The sequence below is a fragment of the Stappia albiluteola genome, assembly GCF_014050225.1.
In the GTDB taxonomy this organism is placed as follows: Bacteria; Pseudomonadota; Alphaproteobacteria; order Rhizobiales; family Stappiaceae; genus Hongsoonwoonella; species Hongsoonwoonella albiluteola.
In genome coordinates this window covers 415,830-439,834 of sequence record NZ_JACFXV010000043.1, presented here as the reverse complement: position 1 = coordinate 439,834, position 24,005 = coordinate 415,830, and the positions used below count along the sequence as shown (strand labels likewise).

The 24,005-nt window shown below is 62.4% G+C and carries 23 protein-coding genes; 6 read left to right on the top strand and 17 right to left on the bottom strand.

Annotated elements, in window-relative coordinates; translation table 11 throughout:
• Window positions 1-15: 15 nt before the first annotated feature.
• Window positions 16-351, bottom strand: a complete 336-nt coding sequence (gene yajC / locus H2509_RS06305) for a preprotein translocase subunit YajC (RefSeq protein WP_182163395.1) — start codon at window positions 349-351, stop codon at window positions 16-18.
• A gap of 288 nt (window positions 352-639) precedes the next feature.
• Here yajC and H2509_RS06300 point away from each other — a divergent pair, with 288 nt between their 5' ends.
• Window positions 640-1,524, top strand: a complete 885-nt coding sequence (locus H2509_RS06300; protein ID WP_182163393.1) for an ATP-binding protein — start codon at window positions 640-642, stop codon at window positions 1,522-1,524.
• A gap of 66 nt (window positions 1,525-1,590) precedes the next feature.
• Here the strand turns inward: H2509_RS06300 and H2509_RS06295 are convergent, their stop codons facing one another.
• The 14 genes from H2509_RS06295 to H2509_RS06230 form a co-directional block, all read right to left on the bottom strand.
• Window positions 1,591-2,826: a M23 family metallopeptidase gene (locus tag H2509_RS06295; RefSeq protein WP_182163391.1), complete on the bottom strand. Its 1,236-nt coding sequence runs from the start codon at window positions 2,824-2,826 to the stop codon at window positions 1,591-1,593.
• Window positions 2,827-3,058: 232 nt separating this feature from the next.
• Window positions 3,059-3,736: a protein-L-isoaspartate(D-aspartate) O-methyltransferase gene (locus H2509_RS06290; RefSeq protein ID WP_182163389.1), complete on the bottom strand. Its 678-nt coding sequence runs from the start codon at window positions 3,734-3,736 to the stop codon at window positions 3,059-3,061.
• A gap of 29 nt (window positions 3,737-3,765) precedes the next feature.
• Window positions 3,766-4,524 carry a 5'/3'-nucleotidase SurE gene (gene surE, locus H2509_RS06285; protein ID WP_182163387.1) on the bottom strand — a complete coding sequence of 253 codons (759 nt, stop codon included), beginning with the start codon at window positions 4,522-4,524 and terminating at the stop codon, window positions 3,766-3,768.
• 14 nt (window positions 4,525-4,538) lie between these two features.
• Complete coding sequence (gene serS / locus H2509_RS06280; RefSeq protein WP_182163385.1) at window positions 4,539-5,813, bottom strand: serine--tRNA ligase; 1,275 nt, start codon at window positions 5,811-5,813, stop codon at window positions 4,539-4,541.
• Window positions 5,814-5,912: 99 nt separating this feature from the next.
• Window positions 5,913-6,701 (bottom strand): twin-arginine translocase subunit TatC, encoded by a 789-nt coding sequence (gene tatC / locus H2509_RS06275; protein ID WP_182163383.1) that lies wholly within the window; start codon window positions 6,699-6,701, stop codon window positions 5,913-5,915.
• On the bottom strand, window positions 6,698-7,135 hold the full coding sequence (gene tatB, locus H2509_RS06270) for a Sec-independent protein translocase protein TatB (RefSeq protein ID WP_182163381.1): 438 nt from the start codon (window positions 7,133-7,135) through the stop codon (window positions 6,698-6,700). The genes tatC and tatB overlap by 4 nt, the downstream gene beginning before the upstream one ends.
• A 74-nt stretch (window positions 7,136-7,209) precedes the next feature.
• Complete coding sequence (locus H2509_RS06265) at window positions 7,210-7,452, bottom strand: twin-arginine translocase TatA/TatE family subunit (protein WP_182163379.1); 243 nt, start codon at window positions 7,450-7,452, stop codon at window positions 7,210-7,212.
• 118 nt (window positions 7,453-7,570) lie between these two features.
• Window positions 7,571-8,707: an ABC transporter ATP-binding protein gene (locus H2509_RS06260; protein ID WP_209001846.1), complete on the bottom strand. Its 1,137-nt coding sequence runs from the start codon at window positions 8,705-8,707 to the stop codon at window positions 7,571-7,573.
• 2 nt (window positions 8,708-8,709) lie between these two features.
• A complete protein-coding gene (gene scpB / locus H2509_RS06255; protein ID WP_235974760.1) occupies window positions 8,710-9,339 on the bottom strand; it encodes an SMC-Scp complex subunit ScpB in 630 nt (209 codons plus the stop codon).
• Between the two features lie 79 nt (window positions 9,340-9,418).
• Window positions 9,419-10,306 carry a segregation and condensation protein A gene (locus H2509_RS06250; RefSeq protein ID WP_182163373.1) on the bottom strand — a complete coding sequence of 296 codons (888 nt, stop codon included), beginning with the start codon at window positions 10,304-10,306 and terminating at the stop codon, window positions 9,419-9,421.
• 17 nt (window positions 10,307-10,323) lie between these two features.
• The gene (gene nagZ / locus H2509_RS06245; protein ID WP_182163813.1) at window positions 10,324-11,346 is read right to left on the bottom strand and encodes a beta-N-acetylhexosaminidase; all 1,023 of its coding nucleotides are present in this window, start codon (window positions 11,344-11,346) and stop codon (window positions 10,324-10,326) included.
• A gap of 56 nt (window positions 11,347-11,402) precedes the next feature.
• The gene (locus tag H2509_RS06240) at window positions 11,403-13,565 is read right to left on the bottom strand and encodes an SPOR domain-containing protein (protein ID WP_182163371.1); all 2,163 of its coding nucleotides are present in this window, start codon (window positions 13,563-13,565) and stop codon (window positions 11,403-11,405) included.
• Window positions 13,566-13,651: 86 nt separating this feature from the next.
• Window positions 13,652-15,418, bottom strand: a complete 1,767-nt coding sequence (gene argS / locus H2509_RS06235; RefSeq protein ID WP_182163369.1) for an arginine--tRNA ligase — start codon at window positions 15,416-15,418, stop codon at window positions 13,652-13,654.
• Window positions 15,419-15,503: 85 nt separating this feature from the next.
• Window positions 15,504-16,721 carry a deoxyguanosinetriphosphate triphosphohydrolase gene (locus tag H2509_RS06230; RefSeq protein WP_182163367.1) on the bottom strand — a complete coding sequence of 406 codons (1,218 nt, stop codon included), beginning with the start codon at window positions 16,719-16,721 and terminating at the stop codon, window positions 15,504-15,506.
• 285 nt (window positions 16,722-17,006) lie between these two features.
• Between H2509_RS06230 and erpA the strand changes: the two genes are divergently transcribed.
• From erpA to H2509_RS06205, 5 genes are all read left to right on the top strand, one after another.
• Window positions 17,007-17,348: an iron-sulfur cluster insertion protein ErpA gene (gene erpA, locus H2509_RS06225; RefSeq protein ID WP_182163364.1), complete on the top strand. Its 342-nt coding sequence runs from the start codon at window positions 17,007-17,009 to the stop codon at window positions 17,346-17,348.
• Between the two features lie 31 nt (window positions 17,349-17,379).
• Complete coding sequence (xth, locus tag H2509_RS06220) at window positions 17,380-18,162, top strand: exodeoxyribonuclease III (protein WP_182163362.1); 783 nt, start codon at window positions 17,380-17,382, stop codon at window positions 18,160-18,162.
• 15 nt (window positions 18,163-18,177) lie between these two features.
• Complete coding sequence (locus tag H2509_RS06215) at window positions 18,178-19,323, top strand: alanine racemase (RefSeq protein WP_182163360.1); 1,146 nt, start codon at window positions 18,178-18,180, stop codon at window positions 19,321-19,323.
• Window positions 19,324-19,358: 35 nt separating this feature from the next.
• Complete coding sequence (locus H2509_RS06210) at window positions 19,359-19,688, top strand: hypothetical protein (protein ID WP_182163358.1); 330 nt, start codon at window positions 19,359-19,361, stop codon at window positions 19,686-19,688.
• A 144-nt stretch (window positions 19,689-19,832) separates the two neighbouring features.
• On the top strand, window positions 19,833-20,825 hold the full coding sequence (locus tag H2509_RS06205) for an SLAC1 anion channel family protein (protein WP_182163356.1): 993 nt from the start codon (window positions 19,833-19,835) through the stop codon (window positions 20,823-20,825).
• A 286-nt stretch (window positions 20,826-21,111) separates the two neighbouring features.
• Here the strand turns inward: H2509_RS06205 and xylA are convergent, their stop codons facing one another.
• Window positions 21,112-22,422, bottom strand: a complete 1,311-nt coding sequence (xylA, locus tag H2509_RS06200) for a xylose isomerase (protein ID WP_182163354.1) — start codon at window positions 22,420-22,422, stop codon at window positions 21,112-21,114.
• Entirely contained in the window at window positions 22,419-23,879 is a 1,461-nt protein-coding gene (gene xylB / locus H2509_RS06195) for a xylulokinase (protein ID WP_182163352.1), read from the bottom strand. The genes xylA and xylB overlap by 4 nt, the downstream gene beginning before the upstream one ends.
• Between the last annotated feature and the right edge of the window lie 126 nt (window positions 23,880-24,005).

Sequence of the window (24,005 nt, the reverse complement as noted above, 5' to 3'; positions counted from 1 at the left end):
CAGCCCGTTGCGGGCTCAGCTGTTTTCCTTCACCGGTTCGGACTTGGCGCGCACTTCCTGGATCATGCCGCGGACTGCGCGAACCTTGACGCCATCGCTGATTTCCAGCTCGACCTGGCTGTCGTCGACAACCTTGGCCACCTTGGCAATCAGGCCGCCGGACGTCACCACCGTGTCGCCCCGCCGAAGATTGGCGACCATGTCCTGGTGCTGCTTCATCCGTTGCCGCTGCGGGCGGATGATCAGGAAATACATGATCACGAAAATCAGGACGAAGGGCAGGATATTGAACAGAATATCCGTGCCGCCCGCGCCGGCGGCTCCTTGCGCATAGGCAGGCGTAATCAGCATGAGCATCTCCTCAGGAAGACGAAACCGCCACCCTCCCCTTGAATCGGGAAAGTATCCGGAAGCGTCATCGTCGACCGTTATTCCAAGGTCGGCGGACTATAGCGGGCACACCTCGTATTGCAAGGCGGGCCATGTTGGTTTGCCAACAGGCTTTGGTCTTTTTCGCAGCCGTGATAAGGGGCCGTTGCGAACAGATGGTGCCCCGGGCCGGATTCCGCAAGGAACCGCACGGGATGCCAGTAACTTACGCCCGTCCGGGCCACCCTAAAGCAAGGCATCGAAAAGCATATGTCAGCGTCACGGGATTTGTCTGAAATCGCCTCGAAGCTCGACCGGCTCCTCGAACTGATCGCCCGCGCCGTTCCGCCGGCAGCGGCGATGCCGGATCTGGATTCGGCCGATGCCTTCGTCTGGCAGCTTTCGCCGGAGCGGCTCGAGCCGGTGGCCAGGGTCAACCGTATCGAGATCGGCCTGCTTCAGGGCGTCGACCGCCCACGTGACCAACTTCTTGCAAACACCGACCGTTTCGCGCGCGGTTATGCAGCGAACAACGTACTTCTGTGGGGCGCGCGCGGCATGGGCAAGTCTTCCCTGGTCAAGGCCGCCCATGCCGAGGTCAACGGCAGGCTCGACGCGGAAAAGACCGAAATCCGGCTGAAACTCATCGAGATCCACCGGGAGGACATCGAAAGCCTGCCGAGGCTGATGGCGCATCTCAAGTCCAGCCCCCATCGCTTCATCGTATTCTGCGACGACCTGAGCTTCGATGGCGGAGACGCGTCCTACAAGTCGCTGAAAGCCGTCCTGGAAGGCGGCATCGAAGGCCGACCGGAGAACGTGCTCTTCTACGCCACCTCGAACCGCAGGCATCTCCTGCCCCGCGACATGATCGAGAACGAGCGGTCAACCGCCATCAATCCCGGCGAGGCCGTCGAGGAGAAGGTTTCGCTTTCGGATCGCTTCGGGCTGTGGCTCGGCTTCCACAAATGCAGCCAGGACGAATACCTCGCCATGGTGGATGCCTATGTCAGCCACTACGGACTGAAGATCGATCCTGACACCCTTCGCGCCGAAGCGCTCGAGTGGTCGACGACGCGTGGCAGCCGGTCCGGCCGTGTGGCGTTCCAGTATATCCAGGACCTTGCCGGTCGTCTCGGACGCACCCTTGGCTGAAGCACAACAAAAAAGCCGACCGGATCGCCATCCGGTCGGCCAAATTCTTCAGTGGATTGCTGTCGGTTACTGGAGCTTGGCAAGGTAACGAAGCGGATCGACCGGCTTGTTGCCCTTTCGCAACTCGAAATGAACCTGCGGCTGGGTCACCGATCCGGTATTGCCCGAATAGGAAACCGTGTCGCCGCGCCTGACCGTGTCGCCGCGCGAAACGTTCAGCTTGCTGTTGTGGGCGTAGGCCGAAACCCAGCCGTCGTTGTGACGGACAAGCACCAGGTTGCCGTAACCCTTCAACTCGTTGCCGGCGTAGATAACCACACCGTCCTCGACGGCCTTGACTTCAGATCCTTCCGGAACCGCGAGGTTGATGCCGTCATTGCGGCTGCCACCGGGCTTGGCGCCGAAATCGGAAATGATGCGCCCGTGCACGGGCCAGCGGAAACGACCGACATCGGGATCCGACGACGCGACGGCCTGCTTTGCGGATTCTTTTGCGGTTTCCGGCTCGGCGTCGCCCGTTACAAGCCTCGCGGGAGTGGCGGTTGGCGTCTCTGCGGGAGCGACCGTTTTCACGACCGTCGGAGCCCCTTTGCGCACGTCGTCCTTGAAGCGCGGCGTACCGGCCGAAACAGCATCGCTGACGTTGCGCTGGACTGCTGCGACCTTGACCGGAGTTCCTGCGGGCTTGCGCTGCGGGATCCCGGCAATCGCAGGCGTTTCAATTGCGGTGGCAGGCAGCGAGCCGGAAACGCTTGCAGCGGGCTTGCTCGCCGTGGCAGGCGCGCCGCCATACACATAGGTCGGCACGATCAGGCTCTGGCCGCTCTTGAGCGCCGCTCCCGCCTGAAGGCCATTGGCATCGGCAAGCGCCTTCTCCGGCACGCCGTAGCGCCGGGACAAGGACGCGAGCGTATCGCCGCCGCGCGCGGTGATCTGCGTTCCGCCGGCGGTCGTCCAGCCTCGTGTCGTCGTCGCGGCGGCAACCGGAGCGGCGGAGCGGGCCTGGCTGGAAATGGAGCCCGTGGCGACAGCAGGCGCCTGACCCGGCGGCGGCAAGGCAACGCTTTCCACCTTGCCGGTCCTGACCTTGGAACTGGTCGGCCCTGCGCTGATATCCTCAAAGCTCGGCTGCGAAGAGGCCGTGCCAAGGATCTGCTTCTGATTGCTCGTACCGCCGGTATAAATCGGATCCTCGAACCGCTCGATTCCAGCGCTGCAGCCGGCAGCCATGGCGGCAATAATCACCGCGAGAGCTGTGCGGGAAAGAAAGTAGGAACGTTGGCTGGTCGTCTGCGTGATCATGGCGTTACTCGAACTCTCGATCGACCGGCCGCCAGGTCAAGATTGACTGGCGATCGAATATTTGACCGTTTCATTTTGGCAGGAGTTTTTACTGCATCCGACCGGGTGCAGATCGCTCCAGTGCCTTGTGAATGCCCACAACCACTAAAGCTTAGTAACGTTGATAAAGGTTTAATGCAGGTGGAAACCTGCTTGCGAAACGGCACGAGGCGCGCGCAAATCCGAGCTTTGTTCAGAGGCGGACGGCCGCGCCCTCGACAAGGGGCACGAAGCGCACGGCAGCCAGCGCATGCTTCTCGATGCCGCGCGACGTCTTTTCGAAAAGCACCAGTTCCTGAATTCCGCCGGAAGCGCCGACGGGAGCAATCAGCTTGCCGCCAACTACAAGCTGGTCGAACAGGGCCTTGGGAACTTCCGCACCCGCGGCCGTGACGATGATCCTGTCGTAGGGCGCATGCTCGGAAAGCCCCAGCATGCCATCGCCAAAATGAACCGTTACGTTGTCGATCTTCAGCGCGCTCAACCTTTCGCGCGCCAGATCGGCCAGCGTCCGATAGCGTTCGACGGTGTGAACCTCGGCCGCCAGATAACCCAGGACGGCGGCCTGAAAGCCGGAGCCGGTCCCGATCTCGAGTACCTTGTGATCGGCATGCACGTCGAGCGCCTCGCTCATCATGCCCACCACGTATGGCTGGGAAATCGTCTGGCCGCACTCTATCGGCAGCGCACGGTCCTCATAGGCATGACGCTGCAGTTTCGCGGTCAGGAAAAAGCGGCGCGGAACGCGCTCGATTGCCGAAAGAACCCGGCGGTCGCGCAGGCCCTGCTTGCGCAACTGCAGAACCAGCGCGGCGCGCGCTTCCACCTCCTGCGGCGTAGGCTCGGGCGGCCCGTCCTCTTCATCGATCATGCGCGAGCCCCCTCACTGACGCCTGATGCTCAACCCAATGCGGAGGCGATCCTCTCGCGCAGCACTTCGGCGGTAAGGTTCAGCGTCAGAGGCGTCACCGATATATATCCTTCGCGAAGAGCCCACAGGTCGGTGTGTTCGGCCGGATCCTGCTCCTCCCCGCGAAAGCCAAGCCAATAGTATGGCACGCCGCGTCCGTCGGTGCGCGCATCGACGTAGAGAGCACCGATTTCACGCTTGCCCTGCCGGGTGACGTCCACACCGGCTACGTCGCCGGGGCCGACCGCGGGAAAATTGACGTTGAAGAGCGTATCGGCGGGCATGTCGATCCGCATCAGCTTATCGATGAGGCCCGGTGCATGGGCGATGGCCGTCGCGTAGTCCGCGGATCCCGAATGCCTGGGGCGATAGGCCTGCGAAAGGGCAATCGAGCGAATGCCCATCAGCGTGCCTTCCATGGCGCCCGCGATGGTGCCGGAATAGGTCACGTCATCGGCGGCATTTTGCCCGCGATTGATACCGGAAAGGATGAGGTCCGGCGGAGAGGGCAGAAGCTCGCGCACGCCCATGATCACGCAATCGGTCGGCGTTCCGCGAACGGCGAATGTCTTCTCCTCGACGCGACGGACCCGCAGGGGATCGTGCAGGGTCAGCGAATGAGCGGTGCCGCTCTGATCGCTTTCGGGAGCGACCGACCAGACATCGTCGGAGATCTCGTGGGCAATCCGCTGAAGGGCCGCGAAGCCCTCCGCATGGATGCCGTCGTCATTGGTCAGAAGAATACGCATGCCGGATATCCCGCTCAGCCAATCCGTTCGAGCCCGCCCATATAGGGCCGCAGCGCTTCCGGCACGGTGATCGAACCGTCCGCGTTCTGGTAGTTCTCCAGCACGGCAATAAGCGCCCTGCCAACGGCAATGCCGGAGCCGTTCAGCGTGTGGACGAAGCGCAGGCCTTTCTCGCCCTCCGGGCGGTAGCGCGCGTTCATGCGGCGGGCCTGGAAGTCGCCGCAGGCGGAACAGCTGGAGATTTCGCGATAGGCATCCTGGCCCGGCAGCCAGACCTCGATGTCATACGTCTTGCGCGCGCCGAATCCCATGTCGCCGGTGCAAAGGGTCACCACGCGATAATGCAGCCCAAGCTTCCGGAGCACCGTTTCTGCCGCCTCACGCATGCGCTCCAGTTCGTCGAGCGACTCGTCCGGCCGGGTAATCGATACCAGCTCGCATTTCTGGAACTGGTGCTGACGCAGCATGCCGCGAACGTCGCGTCCAGCCGACCCGGCTTCCGAGCGGAAGCAATAGGTCAGCGCCGTCAGGCGCAAGGGCAGCGCGCCCTCCTCTAGGATCTCGCCATTGACGATGTTGGTCAGCGGCACTTCGGCGGTCGGAATCAGCCAGCGGTCGTCGGTGGTGCGGAATTGATCCTCGGCGAACTTCGGCAACTGGCCGGTGCCATAGAGAATTTCGTCGCGCACGAGGAGCGGCGGCGAAACTTCCGTGTAGCCGTGATCATTGGTGTGAAGGTCGACCATGAACTGACCGAGCGCCCGTTCCAGCCGCGCGATCTGGCCCTTCAACATGACGAATCGCGATCCGGCAAGCTTTGCCGCCGTCTCGAAATCCATGCCACCCAGGGTCTCGCCGAGTTCGTAATGCTCCTTCGGCTCGAAATCGAAGGACGGCTTCGTGCCGACGACATGAAGCTCGACATTGTCGGCCTCGTCCTTGCCGTCGGGCACGTTATCGAGCGGCAGGTTGGGGATGGTGGAAAGCGCGTCGTTGAGCGCAGCCGTCAGCCGTCGCTCTTCCTCCTCACCTGTCTGGATGAAGGACTTGATCTGGGCGACTTCGTCGATCAGCGCCTGCGCACGCGCCTCGTCGCGGCTTGCCTTGGCCTTGCCGATTTCCTTCGAGGCCGCGTTCCGCCTTTCCTGCGCATCCTGAAGCTTTACCAGATGGGAACGGCGCGCATCGTCCAGCGCCAGCAGCGCGGCGGAAGCGGGCGCAACGCCCCGGCGTGCCAGCGCCCGGTCGAAAGCCTCCGCGTTCTCGCGTATCCATTTGATGTCGTGCATGCCCTACTCCGGCTGGCTGGAAACCGGATCGCCGGAGAAGCTGGGCGGCAGGCAGCGGAAGGACCCCGGCACGCGAAACGTTGCGCGCCGCCGAGGTAATCAGGCCCCGGCTTTTTCGGCTTCCCGCTCCTCGCGCTTCTTTTCGACGAGCCGGACGGAAATGATCGAGACTTCGTAGAGAAGCAGCGTTGGAATCGCAAGGCCGATCTGACTGATCGGATCAGGCGGCGTCAGGACCGCTGCCATGATGAAGGCGATGACGATCGCATATTTGCGCTTCTGCTTCAGGGCAGCGGAAGACACGAGCCCGGCCCTTCCCAGCAGCGTGAGCAGAACCGGCAACTGGAATACCAGCCCGAAAGCGAAGATCAGGACCATGATGAGACCGAGATACTCGCTTACCCGCGGCAACAGCTGGATGCTCGCCTTGCCCTCTCCGCCGATCTGTTCCATCGACAGGAAGAAGCCCATGGCGAGTGGCATCACCATGAAATAGACGAGCGCCGCGCCAATCAGAAACAGGATCGGCGTCGCCACCAGAAACGGCAGGAACGCACCGCGCTCATGCTTGTAGAGGCCGGGCGCAACGAACATGTAGATCTGCGAGGCCACAATCGGAAAAGCCAGGAAAAGCGCACCGAACAGCGCGAGCTTGAGCTGGGTGAAGAAATATTCCTGAGGAGCGGTGTAGATCAGCTCGATCGAGCGTTCCGTGCCGGCTGCCGCCTCGAATGGCCTGATCAGGATATTGAAGATGTCGGTCGCGAAGAAAAAGCAGACGACAAAGGCGATCAGGATCGCAATCACCGATTTCAGAAGCCGCTGACGCAGCTCGATCAGGTGCTCGATCAGCGGCGCCTTGGAGGCATCGATATCTTCTTGCGTCATGCCTTGGAGCCTTTAGCGGCCTTTTGTTCGTTCTCGCGATCGACCGGGCCGGAATCGGGCGCCTCGCCGATTGTCCCGCCCTCATTGTCGGCAGCCTTCGCCGGGGCCTCGGGCACCGGATCATTTGCGGGCTTTTCTGCAGCAGGCTTGGTGGCCTGGGGGGCCTCGATGGGCTGGATGGTCTTCTTCAGATCGCCCAGGGGATCGAAATTGCCGATCTTCTCGACCTCGCGGCGCATATCATCGATATCGGCCTGGCGTTCCGCTTCGCGCAAAGCCTCGTTGAAGGTCGACTGGAACTCGCCGGCCATCCGCCTGAGCTTGCCCACCGTCTGCCCGAAGGTGCGAAGCATCCTCGGCAGATCCTTCGGTCCGACCACGATGATCGCCACGCAGGCTATCACCAGAAGTTCCGTCCAGCCAATATCGAACATATGCCGCCGCCGATCCTTCGCCGCCGCACCGCGCCAAGCCCATACCCGTGCGGGTCAGGCCAGCCGCAACACAATCAGCTCGCCTTGGACTTGTCCTCGGACTGTTCCATGGCAACCGTATCGGCCGGCTTGTGGTCGATCGTCTTGGGCGATTGCGCCGGGCTTTCGGCGGGCTTGTCGTCGTCTTCCGCCATGCCCTTCTTGAAGCTCTTGATTCCCTTGGCGACATCACCCATCAGTTCGGAAATCTTGCCACGGCCGAACAGCAGCACGACGATCACCGCGATGATCAGAAGCTGCCAGATGCTGATACCCATACGCCCAACTCCCCGTCCTTTATCTGCGCCTTTTCACCGGCGCGGCACTATTGCAGCAAACAAAGTCAAACCGCAACCAACGCTCTCGCGATTTGAAGCGTGATATCGACGACGCCGTTCAGGACGCGTCGTCACTGTCCTCGTCGCGCCGGAAGACGAGAACGTCGCGATCGTCGACCCTGACGCCGACATCCATACCGACCGCGAAGCGGCCGCCGTCGCGTATACGTGCCTTTATCTGGTGCTCAATGCCGTCCACGGCCAGATCGATCAGATCAACTTCCCCCACAAAGCGGCGGGCAATGACGCGGCCCGGCCGACCCTCACCCGGCTCTCCGAGCAGGACTCCCTGCGGGCGCAACGATACCTCGACCGTATCGCCCGCCTTGACGCCTGGAGCCGGATGCTTGCCGAAAACCGTCTCGACATGACCGTCATGGGACGAACCTTCCAGTTCGTTCAGTTCGGAGAAGAACCGCGCGACGAACAGGTCCGACGGCCTGTTGTAGAGCTCGTCGGCGGTGCCGAGCTGAGCGATCCGGCCCCTGCGCATCAGCGCGATGCGGTCACCCATGCGCATCGCCTCCTCCGGGTCGTGCGTGACGAGAATGCAGGTCGCCCGCGTCTCGCGCAAAACGGAAAGCGTTTCGTCGCGCACGCTGTCGCGCAGGCGCCGGTCGAGACCGGAAAACGGCTCATCCATCAGCAATACGCCGGGGCGCGGGGCAATCGCCCGTGCCAGGGCCACACGCTGCTGCTCGCCGCCGGAGAGGGCATGCGGATAGTCCTCCGCGTAGCCTTCCAACCCGACGCGCGCCAAGGCCCCGAGCGCCTCGCGCCTCGCGATGTCCTTCGGCAGCGTTGTCAGGCCGAACATCACGTTTTCGACGATCGACAGGTGCGGAAACAGCGCGTAATCCTGGAACATCAGGCCGACGCCGCGCTTTTCCGGCGGCAGAAACTGCTGCGGTCCGCCAACCTCGAGCTCGTTGATCAGCACCCGTCCCCGGCTCTGGCGTTCCACGCCGGCGGCAATCCTCAGCAGCGTTGTCTTGCCGCAGCCGGAATGACCCAGCAAGCAAAGGACCTCTCCCGGTGCGACATCGAGAGACACATCCCGGATGGACGCCACGCCTGAATAATCGTGACTAACATTCTCGTAGGTAAGCCTGGCCGCGATGGTGGCCGCCGCCGTACCACGCGTCCCCCAACGGCGCCGGTTGGCGGGCGGGGCTTTCAAAGTCTCAATCGGCATGGTCATCGCGAGGCGTCCTCGGCCTCGTCATCATCAAGCAGGTCAAAGAGAACGGCCTGTTCCAGCGGGTCTTCGTCTTCCTGCAGGTCGGAGGAGTCATTGGGCACCGGCACCTGGAAATTCGCGGGGATGGCGCTGTCGAGCAGCCCCGAACCCTTGAGTTCTTCAAGTCCGGGAAGATCGTTGATCGCCGCCAGCGAAAACTGGTCGAGGAAATTTTCCGTCGTTCCGTAGGTTACCGGTCGCCCGGGAGAGCGACGGCGCCCGCGCATGCGGACCCACCCGGTTTCCATCAGCACGTCCAGCGTGCCCTTGGACGTGGAAACGCCCCTGATCTCCTCGATCTCGGCCCGCGTGACCGGCTGGTGATAGGCGATAATTGCGAGCGTCTCAAGCGCGGCGCGGGAGAGCTTCCGTTCCTCGACCATTTCCCGCTTGAGCAGGAAAGCGAGATCCTCGGCCGTGCGGAATGCCCATTTGCCAGCAACCTCGACGAGATTGACGCCGCGGGTCGCGTAGTCGCGCTGGAGCTGGCGAAGCAGGCTTTCGATATCCAGATCTCCCGGCAGACGATCCCGCAATTCCGCGATGCCGAGCGGATCACTTGACGCGAAGAGCAGCGCTTCGAGCATTCGCAGGCCCGAATAACCGCCGGACGCAGCGCCGAGGTCATTGACCTGCCGATCCTCGTCCCTCTCGCTGCCGCCACCGTCAGTCACTGTCACCGGCCTTGTCGTCATCTCTTCCGGGGCTGGGAATTGCATCGTCACCCGGCATTGCGGCCCCGTCCCGCTCCCCCTGCCGCCTGCGGAGATAGAGAGGCTGGAACGGCCCCGACTGCCTTAACTCGATTTCCCCTTCGCGAACAAGCTCAAGGCTTGCGGAAAAGGAACTGGCGATCACCGTCGGGCGCTGATCCGGATCGGCAATATAGCGCATCAGATAGGAATCGATCGGCATCCATTCCACCGCAGCGCCGATCAGACGCGTCAGGAGATCGCGCGCCTCCTGAAGGGACCAGACCGTGCGGCGGCGTACCTGCACGGAGGTAACGGACTGGCGCTGGCGCTGCGCGGCATAGGCCACCAGAAGATCGTAGAGGCTTGCCTCGTAGCGTCCGATGCGCTCCGTCGACATGGTCTCGGCCATGCCGCGTGCGAAAATATCCCGGCCTAGCCGGTTGCGGTTCATCAGCCGGCCTGCCGCCTGCCGCATGGCCTCGAGACGACGGAGACGAAAGGCAAGTGCTGCCGCGAGCTCTTCGCCGGTTGGCTCATCGTCGTTCTTCTGTTCAGGGATCAGAAGGCGGGACTTCAGGTAGGCGAGCCATGCCGCCATCACCAGATAGTCGGCGGCAAGTTCGAGCCTCAGGCGCCGGGCCTGGGTGACGAATTCGAGATATTGCTCCACGAGGGCGAGAATGGAGATGCGCGCGAGGTCGACCTTTTGGTTTCGCGCGAGCGCCAGCAGGAGATCGAGAGGCCCTTCGAAGCCATCCACATCGACGACGAAGGAGGGCTCCCCCTTGGCCGGGACGGCATCCGCGCTGTCATTGGCAAATTCGTCCTGCACCGGCGGCCTCTCGTCCGGCGGCAGCATCGTTCCCTGCCCGTTCGTCACGCGATTGCGTTTTGGGCGATCAGGCCGTCGAACTCTTCCCTTAGCGCAGCCCGATCGATCGGCGCGGGAGCGCGCAAGCGTGCCCGGGCCTGCCGAACGCGGTCGAGTGCCGCGCCTTCAAGAAGCGGTGATGCCGCCGCGACCTCCTGCATTTCGGCAAAATCGCCATTGCAATGCAAGGCCAGATCGCAGCCGGCGGCAAAAAGGCCCTCTATCCTTTGCCGCATCGGGCCGCCAAGCGCCTTCATCGAAACGTCATCGCTCATCAGCAGACCGGCAAAGCCGATCTCCTGCCGGATCACGTTTTCTATGATGGAAGGCGAAAGCGTGGCGCAGCGCTCCGCATCCAGCGCGGAATAGACGATATGCGCGGTCATTGCCATCGGCAGATCGGCAAGCGCCTTGAATGGCGCAAAGTCCACCGACGAAAGCGCCTCATGCGACGCATCGACCACCGGCAGTTCGAGGTGGCTGTCCGCTGTCGCACGGCCATGCCCGGGTATATGCTTGATGATCGACAGGACGCCAGCCGTCTCCAGCCCGTCGGCGACCGCCCGGCCGATGGACGCCACCTGCTCAGACCCGCTTCCGTAAGCGCGATCGCCGATGACGTCATCGGTCTCCGCAAACCTCACATCGAGGATCGGCGCACAATCGACATTGATGCCGAGTGCGGCCAGATCGGAGCCGATGAGCTGCGCACCCAGGAACGCGGCGCGCAGCCCCGTATCACGATCCCGCTCATAGAGCCGCGCATAGACCTCGCCGGGTGGATAATCGGGCCAGTGCGGAGGGCGCAGGCGCCTGACGCGGCCGCCTTCCTGATCGATCAACACGAAGGCTTCGGGATCGCCGACCGCTTCGCGATAAGACGCGACAAGTTCGCGGATCTGGTCCGGTTCCCGGCAGTTGCGTGCAAACAGAATGAGGCCGACCGGTTGCTCGCTGGCGAAGAAGGACTGTTCCTCATTTGTAAGCGATGTCGAGGAACAGCCGGCGATGAAGGCCTTTACCATGATTGTTTCCAGATGCCGCGGGCGGATCACACCGCCCGCTTGGACATGAACGGGGGAAACTAGTTCTGCCGAACGAAGCAGTCGCCGCCCGCCGCCTTCAGGTTCTCGCAAAGGCTGATCGCCTCGTCACGAGATCCATAGGGGATGCGCACCCGGTAGAAGATCCCGCGATCGCCCAGTTCCGCCTTCTCGATAACGGGCTGGATCGAAGCCAGCACGTCGGGATAGCGCTTCTGCAAGTCGGCGAAAGAGGTTCTCGCCTGCTCCTCCGACCGCTGTGATGAAATCTGAACCACGTAAGACCCGCGCGGAACCGATGCCGTCTGAACAGCGGGAGCGCTGGGTGCGGCCTGCGCCGGCTCGTTCGTTGTCAGATCGAGTGGCTGGGACGTATTGGCCGCGGGGGCGGAAGTTGCCGGCGCGCTTGCCACACGCACTGCCGCACCCTCCGGCTTCGGACGCGGCAGAATGCCGGGCTGGCCCGCAGGTACAGGGGAAGCAGCCCCTTCCACGGGAGCGGCAGCCTCCGGCGTGACGGCTTCAACCGGATCAGCCTCTTCGGCCGCCGTTTCAGGCACACTGACAGGAGATGCCGGCTCCACGGCAGCCGTTACGTCGCGAGGCTCGGCAGCAGGGGTTGGCTCAACAGCCGGCGGCGTGACACCGGTCGCGGCGGCCTCTGCTTCGTCTTCCGAAATGATTGTGCCGTCCGGGCGAACGATCACCGTCCGGACACGTCGCGGGCCTGATGGCTGCACGAGGCCGGTCGAGGGACTGAGTTGCTCTTCCGTCGCGGGCGCCGGCGGGAGCGACGCAACAGGGGTTTCCTCCTGGACGATCAGCCTTTCTTCCGTTCCCCCGGCGTTTCCACCGACACGATCGTAGATCAGCTTGCTTTGAGACGGCTTTTCTTCCGAATCCTGCTCCGGATAGACCTTCAATGGTCCCTCCTGGGCGGCAATCACCTGCGGGGGGCCGATATCTACGCCGCTCTCGCCGAAATCGACCAGGGCGAATACTGCCCCGCCGATCACCGCAAGGCCAAGGATCGCAACCGCCACTGCAAGGCCACGCCGGCTGCGTCCTTCCGGGGTCGCAAGTTCCTCGGCCGGAGAATGTGGTGGCAGCACGCCATGCCCAGACAGCGCGGGATCGCTTTCCTTCATCGCGCGGGCTACCGCCTCGATGTCGTAGCCCTGCGCCGGCGGAAGGTCTTCGTACAGGTCGTCGTCGTAGTCGTCTTCGACGGCGGAGAATGACTGGGGCTGGGACTGCTGCTGAGCCGGAGCCGCAGCGGGAGCCGCGATCGGCGTTGCCTGCGACCGGACCTGCCTTGCAGGCGTAAAGGCAGCAGCGGCGACGACAGGCGCAACGCCAGCAGTTGTCAGTCCCCTTCCCGCCGACGCCTCGGAGGAGCGGCGCGCCTGCTCACGAGCTTCGACTTCAGCCTCCTCGGAGAAAAGATCGTCATAGATTTCCTCATCGGAAGAGGTTGCCTCGGCGCGGCCGGCCGTCTCTTCCCCATAAGGCTGCGGATAGTCCTCCGCGTCGGTTCCTGCGTCCTGCGCAGCAGGCGCGCCGAATTTCTGATCGAAGGCCGAACGAAGCTCGTCCTCGAACCCGGCCATCAGTTGCTCGGCAAAATCGGTGTCCGGAGATTGCGCCGGTACAGTCTCGTATTCCTCTTCGGCCATCGCCTCGGGAGCACCTTCATAGACGGCGTCGTCCTCATAAGGCTCTTCACGAGACTGGTACTGCGGCTGGGGCTCTTCTTCATAAGACTCGGTGGGCTGCCCAGCGACGAAGCCTTCGGTCACATAGTGCTGCTGTCCATAGGGTGCGACCGGAGCGGCATAGACGGCTTCGTCGGGCTCAAAGACGTCGGCCTGCTCATAACCGGGCGAAGGCTCTGCCTCCTCTGCTGCCCGGTACTGATAGTCGGCCTCTTCCTCCGAGTATTCGGGATTGTAGGGCAAACCCTGCTCTTCGAGACCCCAGTCTTCCGCCTCACCTTCGGCAGACGACTCGACTTCATCGTATTCGGCGGGCTGGTCGTCAGCCTGATACTGCTGTTCGTCGTATTGTTGAGGCGCGACGGTCGGCAGCCTGGCATTGCTGCCTTCGCTGACAATACGGGCCAGTTCGACGAGCGGATCCTCGTCGAAGTCCTCATAGGGGTCACCCTGCCGCATCCGCTCGTCCGAGCGGTCATTCTCAGGCATTGGAAAATTCGAGCGACTGGGCATGTTTTACCGGTTTCCCGTATTCCCGCGCTGGCCTTGGCGGGGGAGACAAGGGTCGCCCGTCGTCAGCGCATCTCCTCTGGGGCAGCAACGCCAAGAATACCAAGCCCTGCAGAAAGCACCAAAGAGATCGCATGAACCATTGCCAGGCGCGCTAAGGTCATTTGTCGATCTTCAGGGTTAATAAAGCGTAATTGGGGCAGATCCTTTCCGCGATTCCAGTGTGAATGCAAAGCGCTAGCCAGTTCGTGCAGGAAGAAAGCAATCCTGTGAGGCTCATGCGCTTCGGCAGCCGCCTCAACTTGTCTCGGCCAGGCGGCAAGCAGGGCCAGCAATTGCTTTTCGCCCGAATCAGTCAATAGCGAAAAATCAGCCCCCGACAAGACCGAAGTCGACAAATCGGCGCCACCGAGGTCCTCACGCGCCTGCCGCAGCACCGAGCGACAGCGTGCATGGCCGTATTGCACATAGAATACGGGATTGTCTTTCGACTGCTCCGTAACCTTCTGGAAGTCGAAGTCGAGCGGCGCATCGTTCTTGCGAAACAGCATCATGAAGCGGACGGGATCGCGGCCGACCTCCTCCACCACGTCCCGCAAGGTGATGAAGTCTCCGGAGCGCTTCGACATGCGGACCGGTTCGCCGGCCCGGAAGAGCTTAACGAGCTGGCACAGACGGACGATGACTTCCGCCTCTCCGCCGGAAATCGCACGCCCGACGGCCTCCAGGCGCTTCACGTATCCTCCGTGATCGGCCCCCAGGATATAGATCATCTCTTTGAAGCCGCGCAGATACTTGGAGCGAAAATACGCTACGTCGGCGGCAAAGTAGGTATAGGAACCGTCGGATTTCTTCAGCGGGCGGTCGATATCGTCGCCAAAGTCCATCGCGCGAAACAGCGTCTGCTCGCGATCTTCCCAGTCTTCCGGCAGCTGCCCCTTCGGCGGCGGCAGCGTGCCTTCGTAGACCAGGTTGCGCCCGCGAAGGTCCGCAAGCATCTCATCGATTTGCGAGGCGGAACCATCCACGCGTTCATGCAGCGTCTTTTCGGAGAAGAAGACGTCATGGTGGACGTTGAGGAGCGCTAGATCCTCGCGGATCAGGTCCATCATCGCATCGATGGCGGCCTGCTTGACGATCGGCAGCCACTCAGCCTCCGGCATGGAATCGAGCGAGGCGCCGTATTTTTCCGCCAGGGCCTTGCCGACCGGGACGAGGTAGTCGCCCGGATAGAGGCCGGAGGGGATTTCGCCGATGTCGTGTCCCAATGCCTCGCGATAGCGCAGAAACGCAGAGCGGGCCAAAACCTCGATCTGGGCGCCTGCATCGTTGATGTAGTACTCGCGCGTGACGTCGTAGCCGGCGAAATCGAGAAGGCTCGCAAGAGCATCGCCGACGACCGCCCCGCGGCAGTGGCCGACATGCATAGGCCCGGTCGGGTTTGCCGAAACGTATTCGACATTGACCTTCTTGCCGCCGCCAAGCTTCGAGCGGCCGAAGTTCCGTCCGTCCTGAAGCACCGCCGCGAGCACACGTTCCAGCATGCGTGGATGCAGTCGGATATTGATGAAGCCGGGACCTGCGATCTCGACCGAAAGAACGTCGCCGTCCTTTTGCAGGCCTTCCGCGATTGCGCCCGCAAGCTCCCTTGGATTGCGCTTCAAGGGCTTGGCGAGCACCATGGCCGCATTGGTCGCAAGATCGCCATGCGCGGAATCGCGCGGCGGCTCCACAACAATGCGGGAGAGGTCCAGATTTCCATCTTCCGTTGCGAGATCAAGCGCTTCCACGATTGAACGAATGCGGCTCGTGAAGTCTGCGAAGATGTTCATGGATCCACTCGAAGCTCGATCGGCGTCGCGCTGCAGCTTTTCCGCAGCCTGGCGACCCCTGTCGCAAAAGAGAACTTCGCGGGGCCTATCCCAAATCGGGGGTATCGTCAAACCATCGGCGATGTTCGTCGACCGCATAGCGGTCGGTCATTCCGGCGATATAATCGCAGACGCGGCGCGCGATCTGTGCCTGAGCCGCATTATCGAGCCCACTCGCCCATTCATCCGGCATCCTGTCCGGTCGGGTGAGATAGAAGTCGAACAATTCCCGTACGATCCGCGCCACCTTGCGGCGAACGGACAAGACGTTCTCGTGGCGATAGACATGCGCGAACAGGAAGGCCTTCACCTCCCGCTCCGCGGCCTGCATGGCGGGCGAGAAGCCGACGACTGCCCGCCCGGCATTCCGGACATCCCCTGCACTTCGCGGATCAAGCTCTGCCAGCCGGCGGATTGATTCCCCGATGACGTCCTCGACCATACGCGTGATGCAGCGCCGCACGATCTCGTGGATGCGGCGGGATGTCTCCAGTCCGGGATAACGGCCATCCACCTCGGCGAGGATCGAGGCAAGAAACGGGACGCTGGCCATATCCTCTATGCGAAACAGGCCGGCACGCAGCCCGTCGTCGAGATCATGGGCATCGTAGGCGATATCGTCGGCGATCGCCGCTGCCTGCGCCTCCGCGCTCGGCCAGGACCAGAGCTCGAGATCCTGCTGCTCGCCATATCGCCGGATGGCGAAGGGCAACTCGCTACCCTTGAATTTGCCGAGCGGCCTGCCATCGCGGGTTATCAGGGGGCCATTGTGCTTGACGAGGCCTTCGAGCGTCTCCCAGGAAAGGTTCAGCCCGTCGAATTCCGCATAGCGGCGCTCCAGCTTCACGACGACGCGGAGCGACTGCGCGTTATGGTCGAAGCCGCCAAAGGGCGCCATGCAGTCATGCATCACGTCCTCGCCTTCGTGGCCGAAAGGCGTATGGCCGAGGTCGTGGGCCAGCGCCAGACACTCGGCCAGATCCTCGTCGAGACGGAGCGCCCGCGACAGGGCCCGCGCGATCTGCGACACCTCGATCGTATGCGTCAGGCGCGTGCGGTAATGATCGCCCTCGTGATAGACGAAGACCTGCGTCTTGTGCTTGAGCCTGCGGAAGGCGGAGGAATGGATGATGCGGTCGCGGTCGCGCTGAAACGGAGTGCGCGTCGGGCTTTCCGCCTCATCGAAGAGCCTGCCCCGGCTCCGGTCCGGGTCGACGGCGTAAACAGCGCGCGGCTGGGCGCCATAGCCAAGGGTTGCGACCATCTTCACTCCGGCTCGTCCGCTGCTTGCCTGCTTCTGGCGTGATTTTCGAAAAGCGGCTCTTTTTCCACCACGCCGCAACGCTTGTCCACGCTCCGCTGCCGATGCGGGCGCAAATGCCGGCTCAACTGCCTGCGCGCATGGAGTGTTGACGCAGCAGGCCCGCATCCATACCTATTCTGGTAACATGAATGCAGCAGATCGTGCCACCGCATGAGGCCGACAGCCTGCTTCGAATCGATATTGCGCCGTCCCGTTGCGGCGGATCGAGAAAGCCATGGGAAGAAGATGGACCAGGCAGTTTCCGACAACGTGACAATCAGCGAGAGAGCCGCAAAGCGGGTTTCGCGCATCCTTGCAGCCGAGCCCGCGCAGACGATGCTGCGCATCAGCGTCGAGGGCGGCGGTTGCTCCGGTTTCCAGTACAAATACGACCTCGTGCAGGAGCGCGAGCCGGATGATTTCGTCATCGAGCAAGGCGGCGCGACCGTACTGATCGACGCCGTTTCCCTGCAATATATGGCAGGTTCGGAGATCGACTTCGTCGATGACCTGATAGGCCAGTCCTTCCAGATCAAGAACCCGAATGCCACCGCAGGGTGCGGCTGCGGCACCAGCTTCTCGATCTGAATCATCCGACGAACGCTGCTTGGAGCCTCCCTTGAAGATCGCGACCTGGAATATCAACGGGGTGAAGGCCCGTATCGACACCGTGCTCGACTGGCTGAAGAGCGAGAGCCCGGATATCGCCTGCTTCCAGGAGATCAAGTCGGTCGACGAGAATTTCCCGCGCGAGCCCTTCGAGGATCTCGGTTACAACGTCGCGACCCACGGCCAGAAAGGCTTCAATGGCGTCGCCCTGTTGTCGAAGAGGCCTTTCGACGAGGTACTGACCCGCCTGCCGGGCGACGAAAACGACGAGCAGGCCCGTTACATCGAAGGCGTCATGTCGACGGAGAGCGGTGTCGTCCGCGTTGGTTGCCTCTACCTGCCGAACGGCAATCCGGTGGAGTCTGAAAAGTTTCCCTACAAGCTGGCGTGGATGGAGCGGCTGCACGCGCATGCAAGGCAACGCCTTGATCTGGAGGAAGCCTTCCTGCTCGTTGGCGACTACAACGTGATCCCGGATCCAATCGACGCGAAAAGCCCCGAAAGATGGGTTGGCGACGCCCTTTTCAGGCCGGAGAGCCGCCGCGCCTTCCGCGCCCTCGCCAATCTGGGTTTCACGGAGGCAGTGCGTTCGGTGAACGATGACGCCGGAGTCTTTACCTTCTGGGATTATCAGGCCGGCGCCTGGCAGAAGGACGAAGGCATTCGCATCGACCACATCCTCATGTCACCGCAGGCCGCCGACCGCTTCGAGAGCTGCGGCATCGACCGTTTCGTGCGCGGATGGGAAAAGCCGTCCGATCATGTTCCGGTGTGGGTGCGGCTCGCCGCCTGAGGAGCAATATCGGTGATGCCTCAAGGCGCTTTCGAAACCCCTTGCCTTCTTCTCGACCGTGCGAAGCTTGCTGCCAATATAGCGTCGATGGCCGCTCGCTTCCGCACCATCGGTGTGCCATTGCGCCCGCATCTGAAGACCGCGAAATCGATCGATGTCGCTCGTCTCTGCCAGGCCCATGGTGCCGACCGATGGACGGTTTCCACCCTGCGCGAGGCGGAATATTTCGCGTCGCACGGTCTGAGCGACATGCTTTACGCCGTTTCGATCGTTCCAGCGAAGATCGACCGGGTGATGGCGTTGAACCGAACCGGCGCCAACGTGGCCGTCTGCCTCGACACGATGGAGGGCGCCGATGCTTTGGCGGCCGCCTTGCCCGAAGGTCCGCCACTGAGGGTGTTTCTCGAAATCGATGTCGACCATCACCGCACCGGTTTGCAGCCTGGCGAAACGCGACTGATCGATATCGCCACGAGGATCCACTCGACAGAGCGGCTGGTCCTTGCCGGGGTCATGGCCCACGGCGGGGAAAGCTACGCCTCTCGCTCCCTCGCCGAAATCGAAGCGATGGCGGAACAGGAACGGCGCATCACGGTCGCCGCTGCCGAGGCGATACGCGCCGACGGTATCCCCTGCCCGACCGTCAGTGTCGGATCCACGCCAACCGCGCGCTTCGGCACCTCCTATGAAGGGGTCGATGAGGTTCGCGCCGGCGTCTACATGTTCCAGGACGTCTTCCAGTCCAACCTTGGTGTTTGTCCGCCAGACGCCATTGCGCTCAGCGTGCTGACCTCCGTCGTCAGCCACGCTCCCCACCTGAACCGGCTTGTCATCGATGCAGGCGGCATGGCGCTCTCCAAAGACCGGTCATGCGCGATCCAGGAAAACGACTGCGGCTATGGCTTTCTGACCGACGAGGTCGGCAGGCTCATTCCCGGCCTCTACGTGAACGGCGTCAGCCAAGAGCATGGCTATGTCACGACGCGGGACGGGTCGCCGCTCGATCTCAACCGCTTTCCGGTCGGCAGCCTTTTGCGGGTGCTGCCGAACCACGCCTGCATGACCGCGGCGGCCTATGATGCCTATCACGTCGCCGAAGCGGACGGCCACATTGCCGAGGTCTGGCCCCGCGTGAACGGCTGGAGCCTTTACACTCCCTGATCGTCAGGGCCGGTTTCCCGTGCTATGCTTTTGCTATGAGTACGGGAACGACAGGCAAGATCGCTCTCCTCCTGCTCACCGGCGCGATGACCACCTTCGCAGCCGCAGCGGCAAGCGCGGTCGATTGCACCTGCCGCTTCCGGGGCTCAGACTACAATCTTGGCGACACCGTCTGCCTGAAGACCGCAAACGGTCTGGAACTTGCGCAGTGCCAGATGGTGCTCAATAACACGTCATGGAAATTCCTGTCCGAGCAATGCCCGGTGGGCGAACTCGAAGCGCCGGTCCCGCTTGACGCGAATGAGACTCCCGCCTTCAGCCCCGTAATCCTCCCAATCGAAGCTCGGTTGAACCAGCAATCCTGATTTTGCACGCTTTTGTTATTTCAGGAAAAACACCTTTCTCAAAAACGTTCCTCCCGAATTCCGCGAATAGAGGTATATACACGGGTCGCATGCTGCAATGAGCAGACTTGCGCCTCTTATGTTGCCTGAATTCGGGAGACTGGAATGGACGCGCAGAGCCCGGGAAGCGCGGTGGACCGCACGGCTGGCGCCTGGCTCGAATATTTTCCGGTCAATTTCTTTGCCACGGTGATGGGCTTGAGCGGCATGACGCTCGCCACGTTGCGCCTGGAAGGCGCCGCACACCTGACGCACGCGGCAAGCAGTACGTTTCTCGCAATTACCGTGGGCGTGTTGGCCGGGAGCCTCATGCTCTACGGCCTGAAGGCATTACGCTATCCAAAGGCCGTCGCCGCCGACTGGCACCATCCGGTGAAAATCGCCTTCTTTCCTGCCATCAGCATCGGACTGATCCTTACAGGGTCTGCGATGTCCGTGCTTTGGCCTCTGCCCGCGAAAACCGTCTGGGCGACGGGGGCATTCCTGCATTTCGTCTTCACGCTTGGCGTGGTTTCGGCATGGATCAGTCACCGGCCATTTGAGTCGGTGCATCTGACGCCAGCCTGGTTCATCCCCGCCGTCGGCAACGTGCTCGTACCGATTGCCGGCGTTTCCTTCGGCTATGTGGAACTGTCCTGGTTCTTTTTCTCGGTTGGCATCGTCTTCTGGATCGTTTTGCTGACGCTCATTTTCAACCGACTGGTCTTCCACAATCCGATCCCGGAGCGCTTGCTGCCGACACTGGTGATCCTGATCGCTCCGCCATCCGTCGCCTTCATCGCATGGATGCAACTGAGCCCCGAACTCGACGCCTTCGGCCGCATCCTCTATTTCAGCGCGGTCTTTTTTGCAGCGGTCATCCTGCTGCAGATACGCAAGCTGGTCCGGCTACCGTTTTCGATCGCCTGGTGGGCTTATTCCTTCCCGCTTGCAGGTTTCACGGTCGCGACCTTCATCTATGTCGATGCGGCCCATCACACGCAGGGAGGCATTCTCGCCGGGATTGCCGCATATGCCACGCTGGCTCTCGTCATCTTCGTACTGCTCGCGCGAACGACGCTCGCTGCGCTGCGCGGGGAAATCTGCCGCCCGGAGTGAGGCAGACCGGCCTTACATTGCTGCCCGATTTCAGTTTGATGGTGAAGTACAGACCGTGTGTAGGCGCCGTCCCCTCTCCCTTTCGGAGAGGGTTAGGGTGAGGGGTCATTTTGAATTGTTGAAGTTTCAGGGCTTCTTATTCGCCCACACCCGGCGCTGGTGCACCAACCTCTCCCTTTGAGGAGAGAGGTGAACAGCCCCGGTCATCACTCTGCCTGACCACCGAACCCAAACTGAGCGTAGCAGTGGCTGTACCGGCAGGGCCCACCCCTGCCGGCCGTTGTCATCACAGGCTGCGATTGACGATATTTTCCAGACGCTCCTGGCGCCCGGACCTCGGCTGCGGATCGAGGTTCTCCCGTTCCACCGCCGACGCAATCTCGGCAAGGTCCAAGGCCCCGGAAAGCATCGACTTGCCACGGGGCGCCTCCCAGCCCGCATAGCGGTCCGAGAGCGCCTTGGACAATTCGCCCTTCTCGATCAGATCGGCTGCGACCAGAAGACCTCGCGCGCAGGCGTCGAAGCCGCCGACATGGGCGTGGATCAGGTCCTCCGGATCGATCGACTGGCGGCGGAGCTTGGCATCGAAATTCATGCCGCCCGTGGTGAAGCCGCCCGCCTTCAGGATCTCGTAGATGGCGAGCCCGAGCTCCGGCACGTTCATCGGGAACTGGTCGGTATCCCAGCCAGACTGATAGTCGTTGCGGTTCATGTCCACGGAGCCAAAAATACCGAGCGCGGCAGCCAGCGCCAATTCGTGCTCGAAGGAATGGCCGGCAAGCACCGCGTGGCCAACTTCGATATTGACCTTCACGTCCTTTTCGAGCCCGTAGGACTTCAGGAAGCCGTAGACCGTGCCGACATCGAAATCGTACTGGTGCTTGGTCGGCTCCTGCGGCTTCGGCTCGATCAGGATCGTGCCGGAAAAGCCGATCTTGTGCTTGTACTCGACAACCAAGGACAGGAAACGGCCAAGCTGATCAAGCTCCTGCTTCAGGTTCGTGTTGAGCAGGGTTTCATAACCCTCGCGCCCGCCCCACAGCACGTAGTTCTCGCCGCCGAGTTCATGGGTCACGTCGATGCAGTTCTTCACCTGCGCCGCCGCATAGGCGAAAACGTCCGGATCCGGATTGGTCGCCGCACCCGCCATGTAACGGCGGTTGGAGAAGAGATTGGCCGTGCCCCACAGCAGCTTCGTACCGCTTTTTTCCATCTTCGGGCGGAAATAGTCGGCAATCTCGCGAACATTGCGGTTCGATTCCGCGAGGCTTGCACCTTCCGGGGCGATATCGCGGTCGTGGAAGCAGAAATAGGGAGCGCCGAGGATCTCGAACATCTCGAAGGCGACATCTGCCTTCAGCTTGGCCTGATCCAGGGCTTCTCCGAACCAGGGGCGTTCGAACGTCTGGCCGCCGAACGGATCGCCGCCCGGCCAGCAGAAATTGTGCCAGTAGCAGATGGCGAAGCGCAGATGGTCTTCCATCCGCTTGCCGAGCACCAGCCGATCCGGATCGTACCAGCGGTAGGCCAGCGGATTGTCGCTGTCAGGTCCCTCGTAGCGGACGGATTGGAGGTCGCCGAAAAAGCCGGTCGTCATGAGAACACCTCTTTCAAGGAAGGATAAAGGGCGCGGTAGCGCTGCAGGCGTTCGCCGTAGGCCGCGATTAGCCGCGCGTCGGGTTCGATCGTTTCCGTGATGGCGGGGGGCCCAAATATAGTCTCATGCGACTCGCCGGCCGCCGCCATGCCGAGACGCGCCGCGCCGAAGGCCGCGCCGTAGTCGCCGTTGTCCGGAACATCGACATTTCGCTCCAGCACGCTGGCCATGATCTTCAGCCAGAGCCGGGATCTTGCGCCGCCACCGACCGCAGTCATGCGGTTGACATCGGTTCCCGCCGCGAGCAGTGCATCGAGGCAATCGCGGAAGGCAAAAGCCACGCCGTCGAGCACCGCTTGCGTGAGGTCTGCCCGCTCCTGCGCTTGTGCAAGCCCGGCAAACGCGCCGCGTGCCGACGCATCGTTATGCGGCGTCCGCTCGCCTGAGAGATAGGGCAGGAAGGTAACCGGCGATGGCCCTGCCCCGTTTAAGGCAGCGGCCTCCGCCTCTTCCACAAGGGCCGCAGGGTCGCTACCGGTCATGCGCGACAGCCAGTTCAGGCTGTCGGTTGCCGAGAGGATAACACCCATCTGGTGCCAGGTATCCGGAATGGCATGGCAAAAGGCGTGAACGGCACTCTCCGTATTGGGACGAAAACGGTCCGTGGACACGAAGAGCACCCCGGATGTTCCGATGGAAAGGAACGCGCCTCCTGGTGACACGGCCCCAATGCCGCAGGCGCTGGCCGCATTATCGCCGGCACCTCCGGCAACCACCGGTCTTTTTGCCATGCCCCAGCGACTGGCCAGTTCGACCTTCAGTTCCGCCGAAGCGTCACTGCCTTCGACGAGATCCGGCATTTGCGACCGCTGTAGCCCGCAGGCCGCCAGCAGCGCATCCGACCATTTGCGCCCCTCAACGTCGAGCCAGAGCGTGCCGGCGGAATCGGACATGTCCGAGACATGGGCACCCGTCAGCATCAGGCGGATATAATCCTTCGGCAAAAGGACCTTGGCGATGCGACCGAAGATATCGGCCTCATGCTTGCGCACCCATTCGAGCTTCGGCGCGGTGAAGCCGGGCATGACCAGATTGCCGCCAATGCCGCGAAAATCGGCGCGTGCATCGAGCTCCGCGCATTCGGTGGCCGAGCGTCCATCGTTCCATAGAATTGCCGGCCGTAGCACCCGATCTTCGTCGTCAAGCAGGGTTGCGCCGTGCATCTGACCCGAAAGGCCGATAGCAACGACAGCCGACATTGGCCGCGAATGGTCGCGGGCAAGCTCGTCCAGGGCCGACCGGGTCGCTTGCCACCAGTCAGCCGGGTCCTGTTCCGACCAGCCGGGTTTCGGCCGGGATACGACCAGCGCCGCGGTCGCCGAGCCGACCACCTTCTGCGCCTCGTCGATCAATACGGCTTTCACGCCGGATGTACCGACATCAATGCCTAGATACACGCCAGAACTCCCTCGCGAACGACATCAACTGGTCAGTCGAACGCCCCAATCAGCAGTCGGCATCCGCCCTGATCCGATTTTTGAGGTACGTATATCATTTTCAGGCGGACGCCAATCGGTAACGGC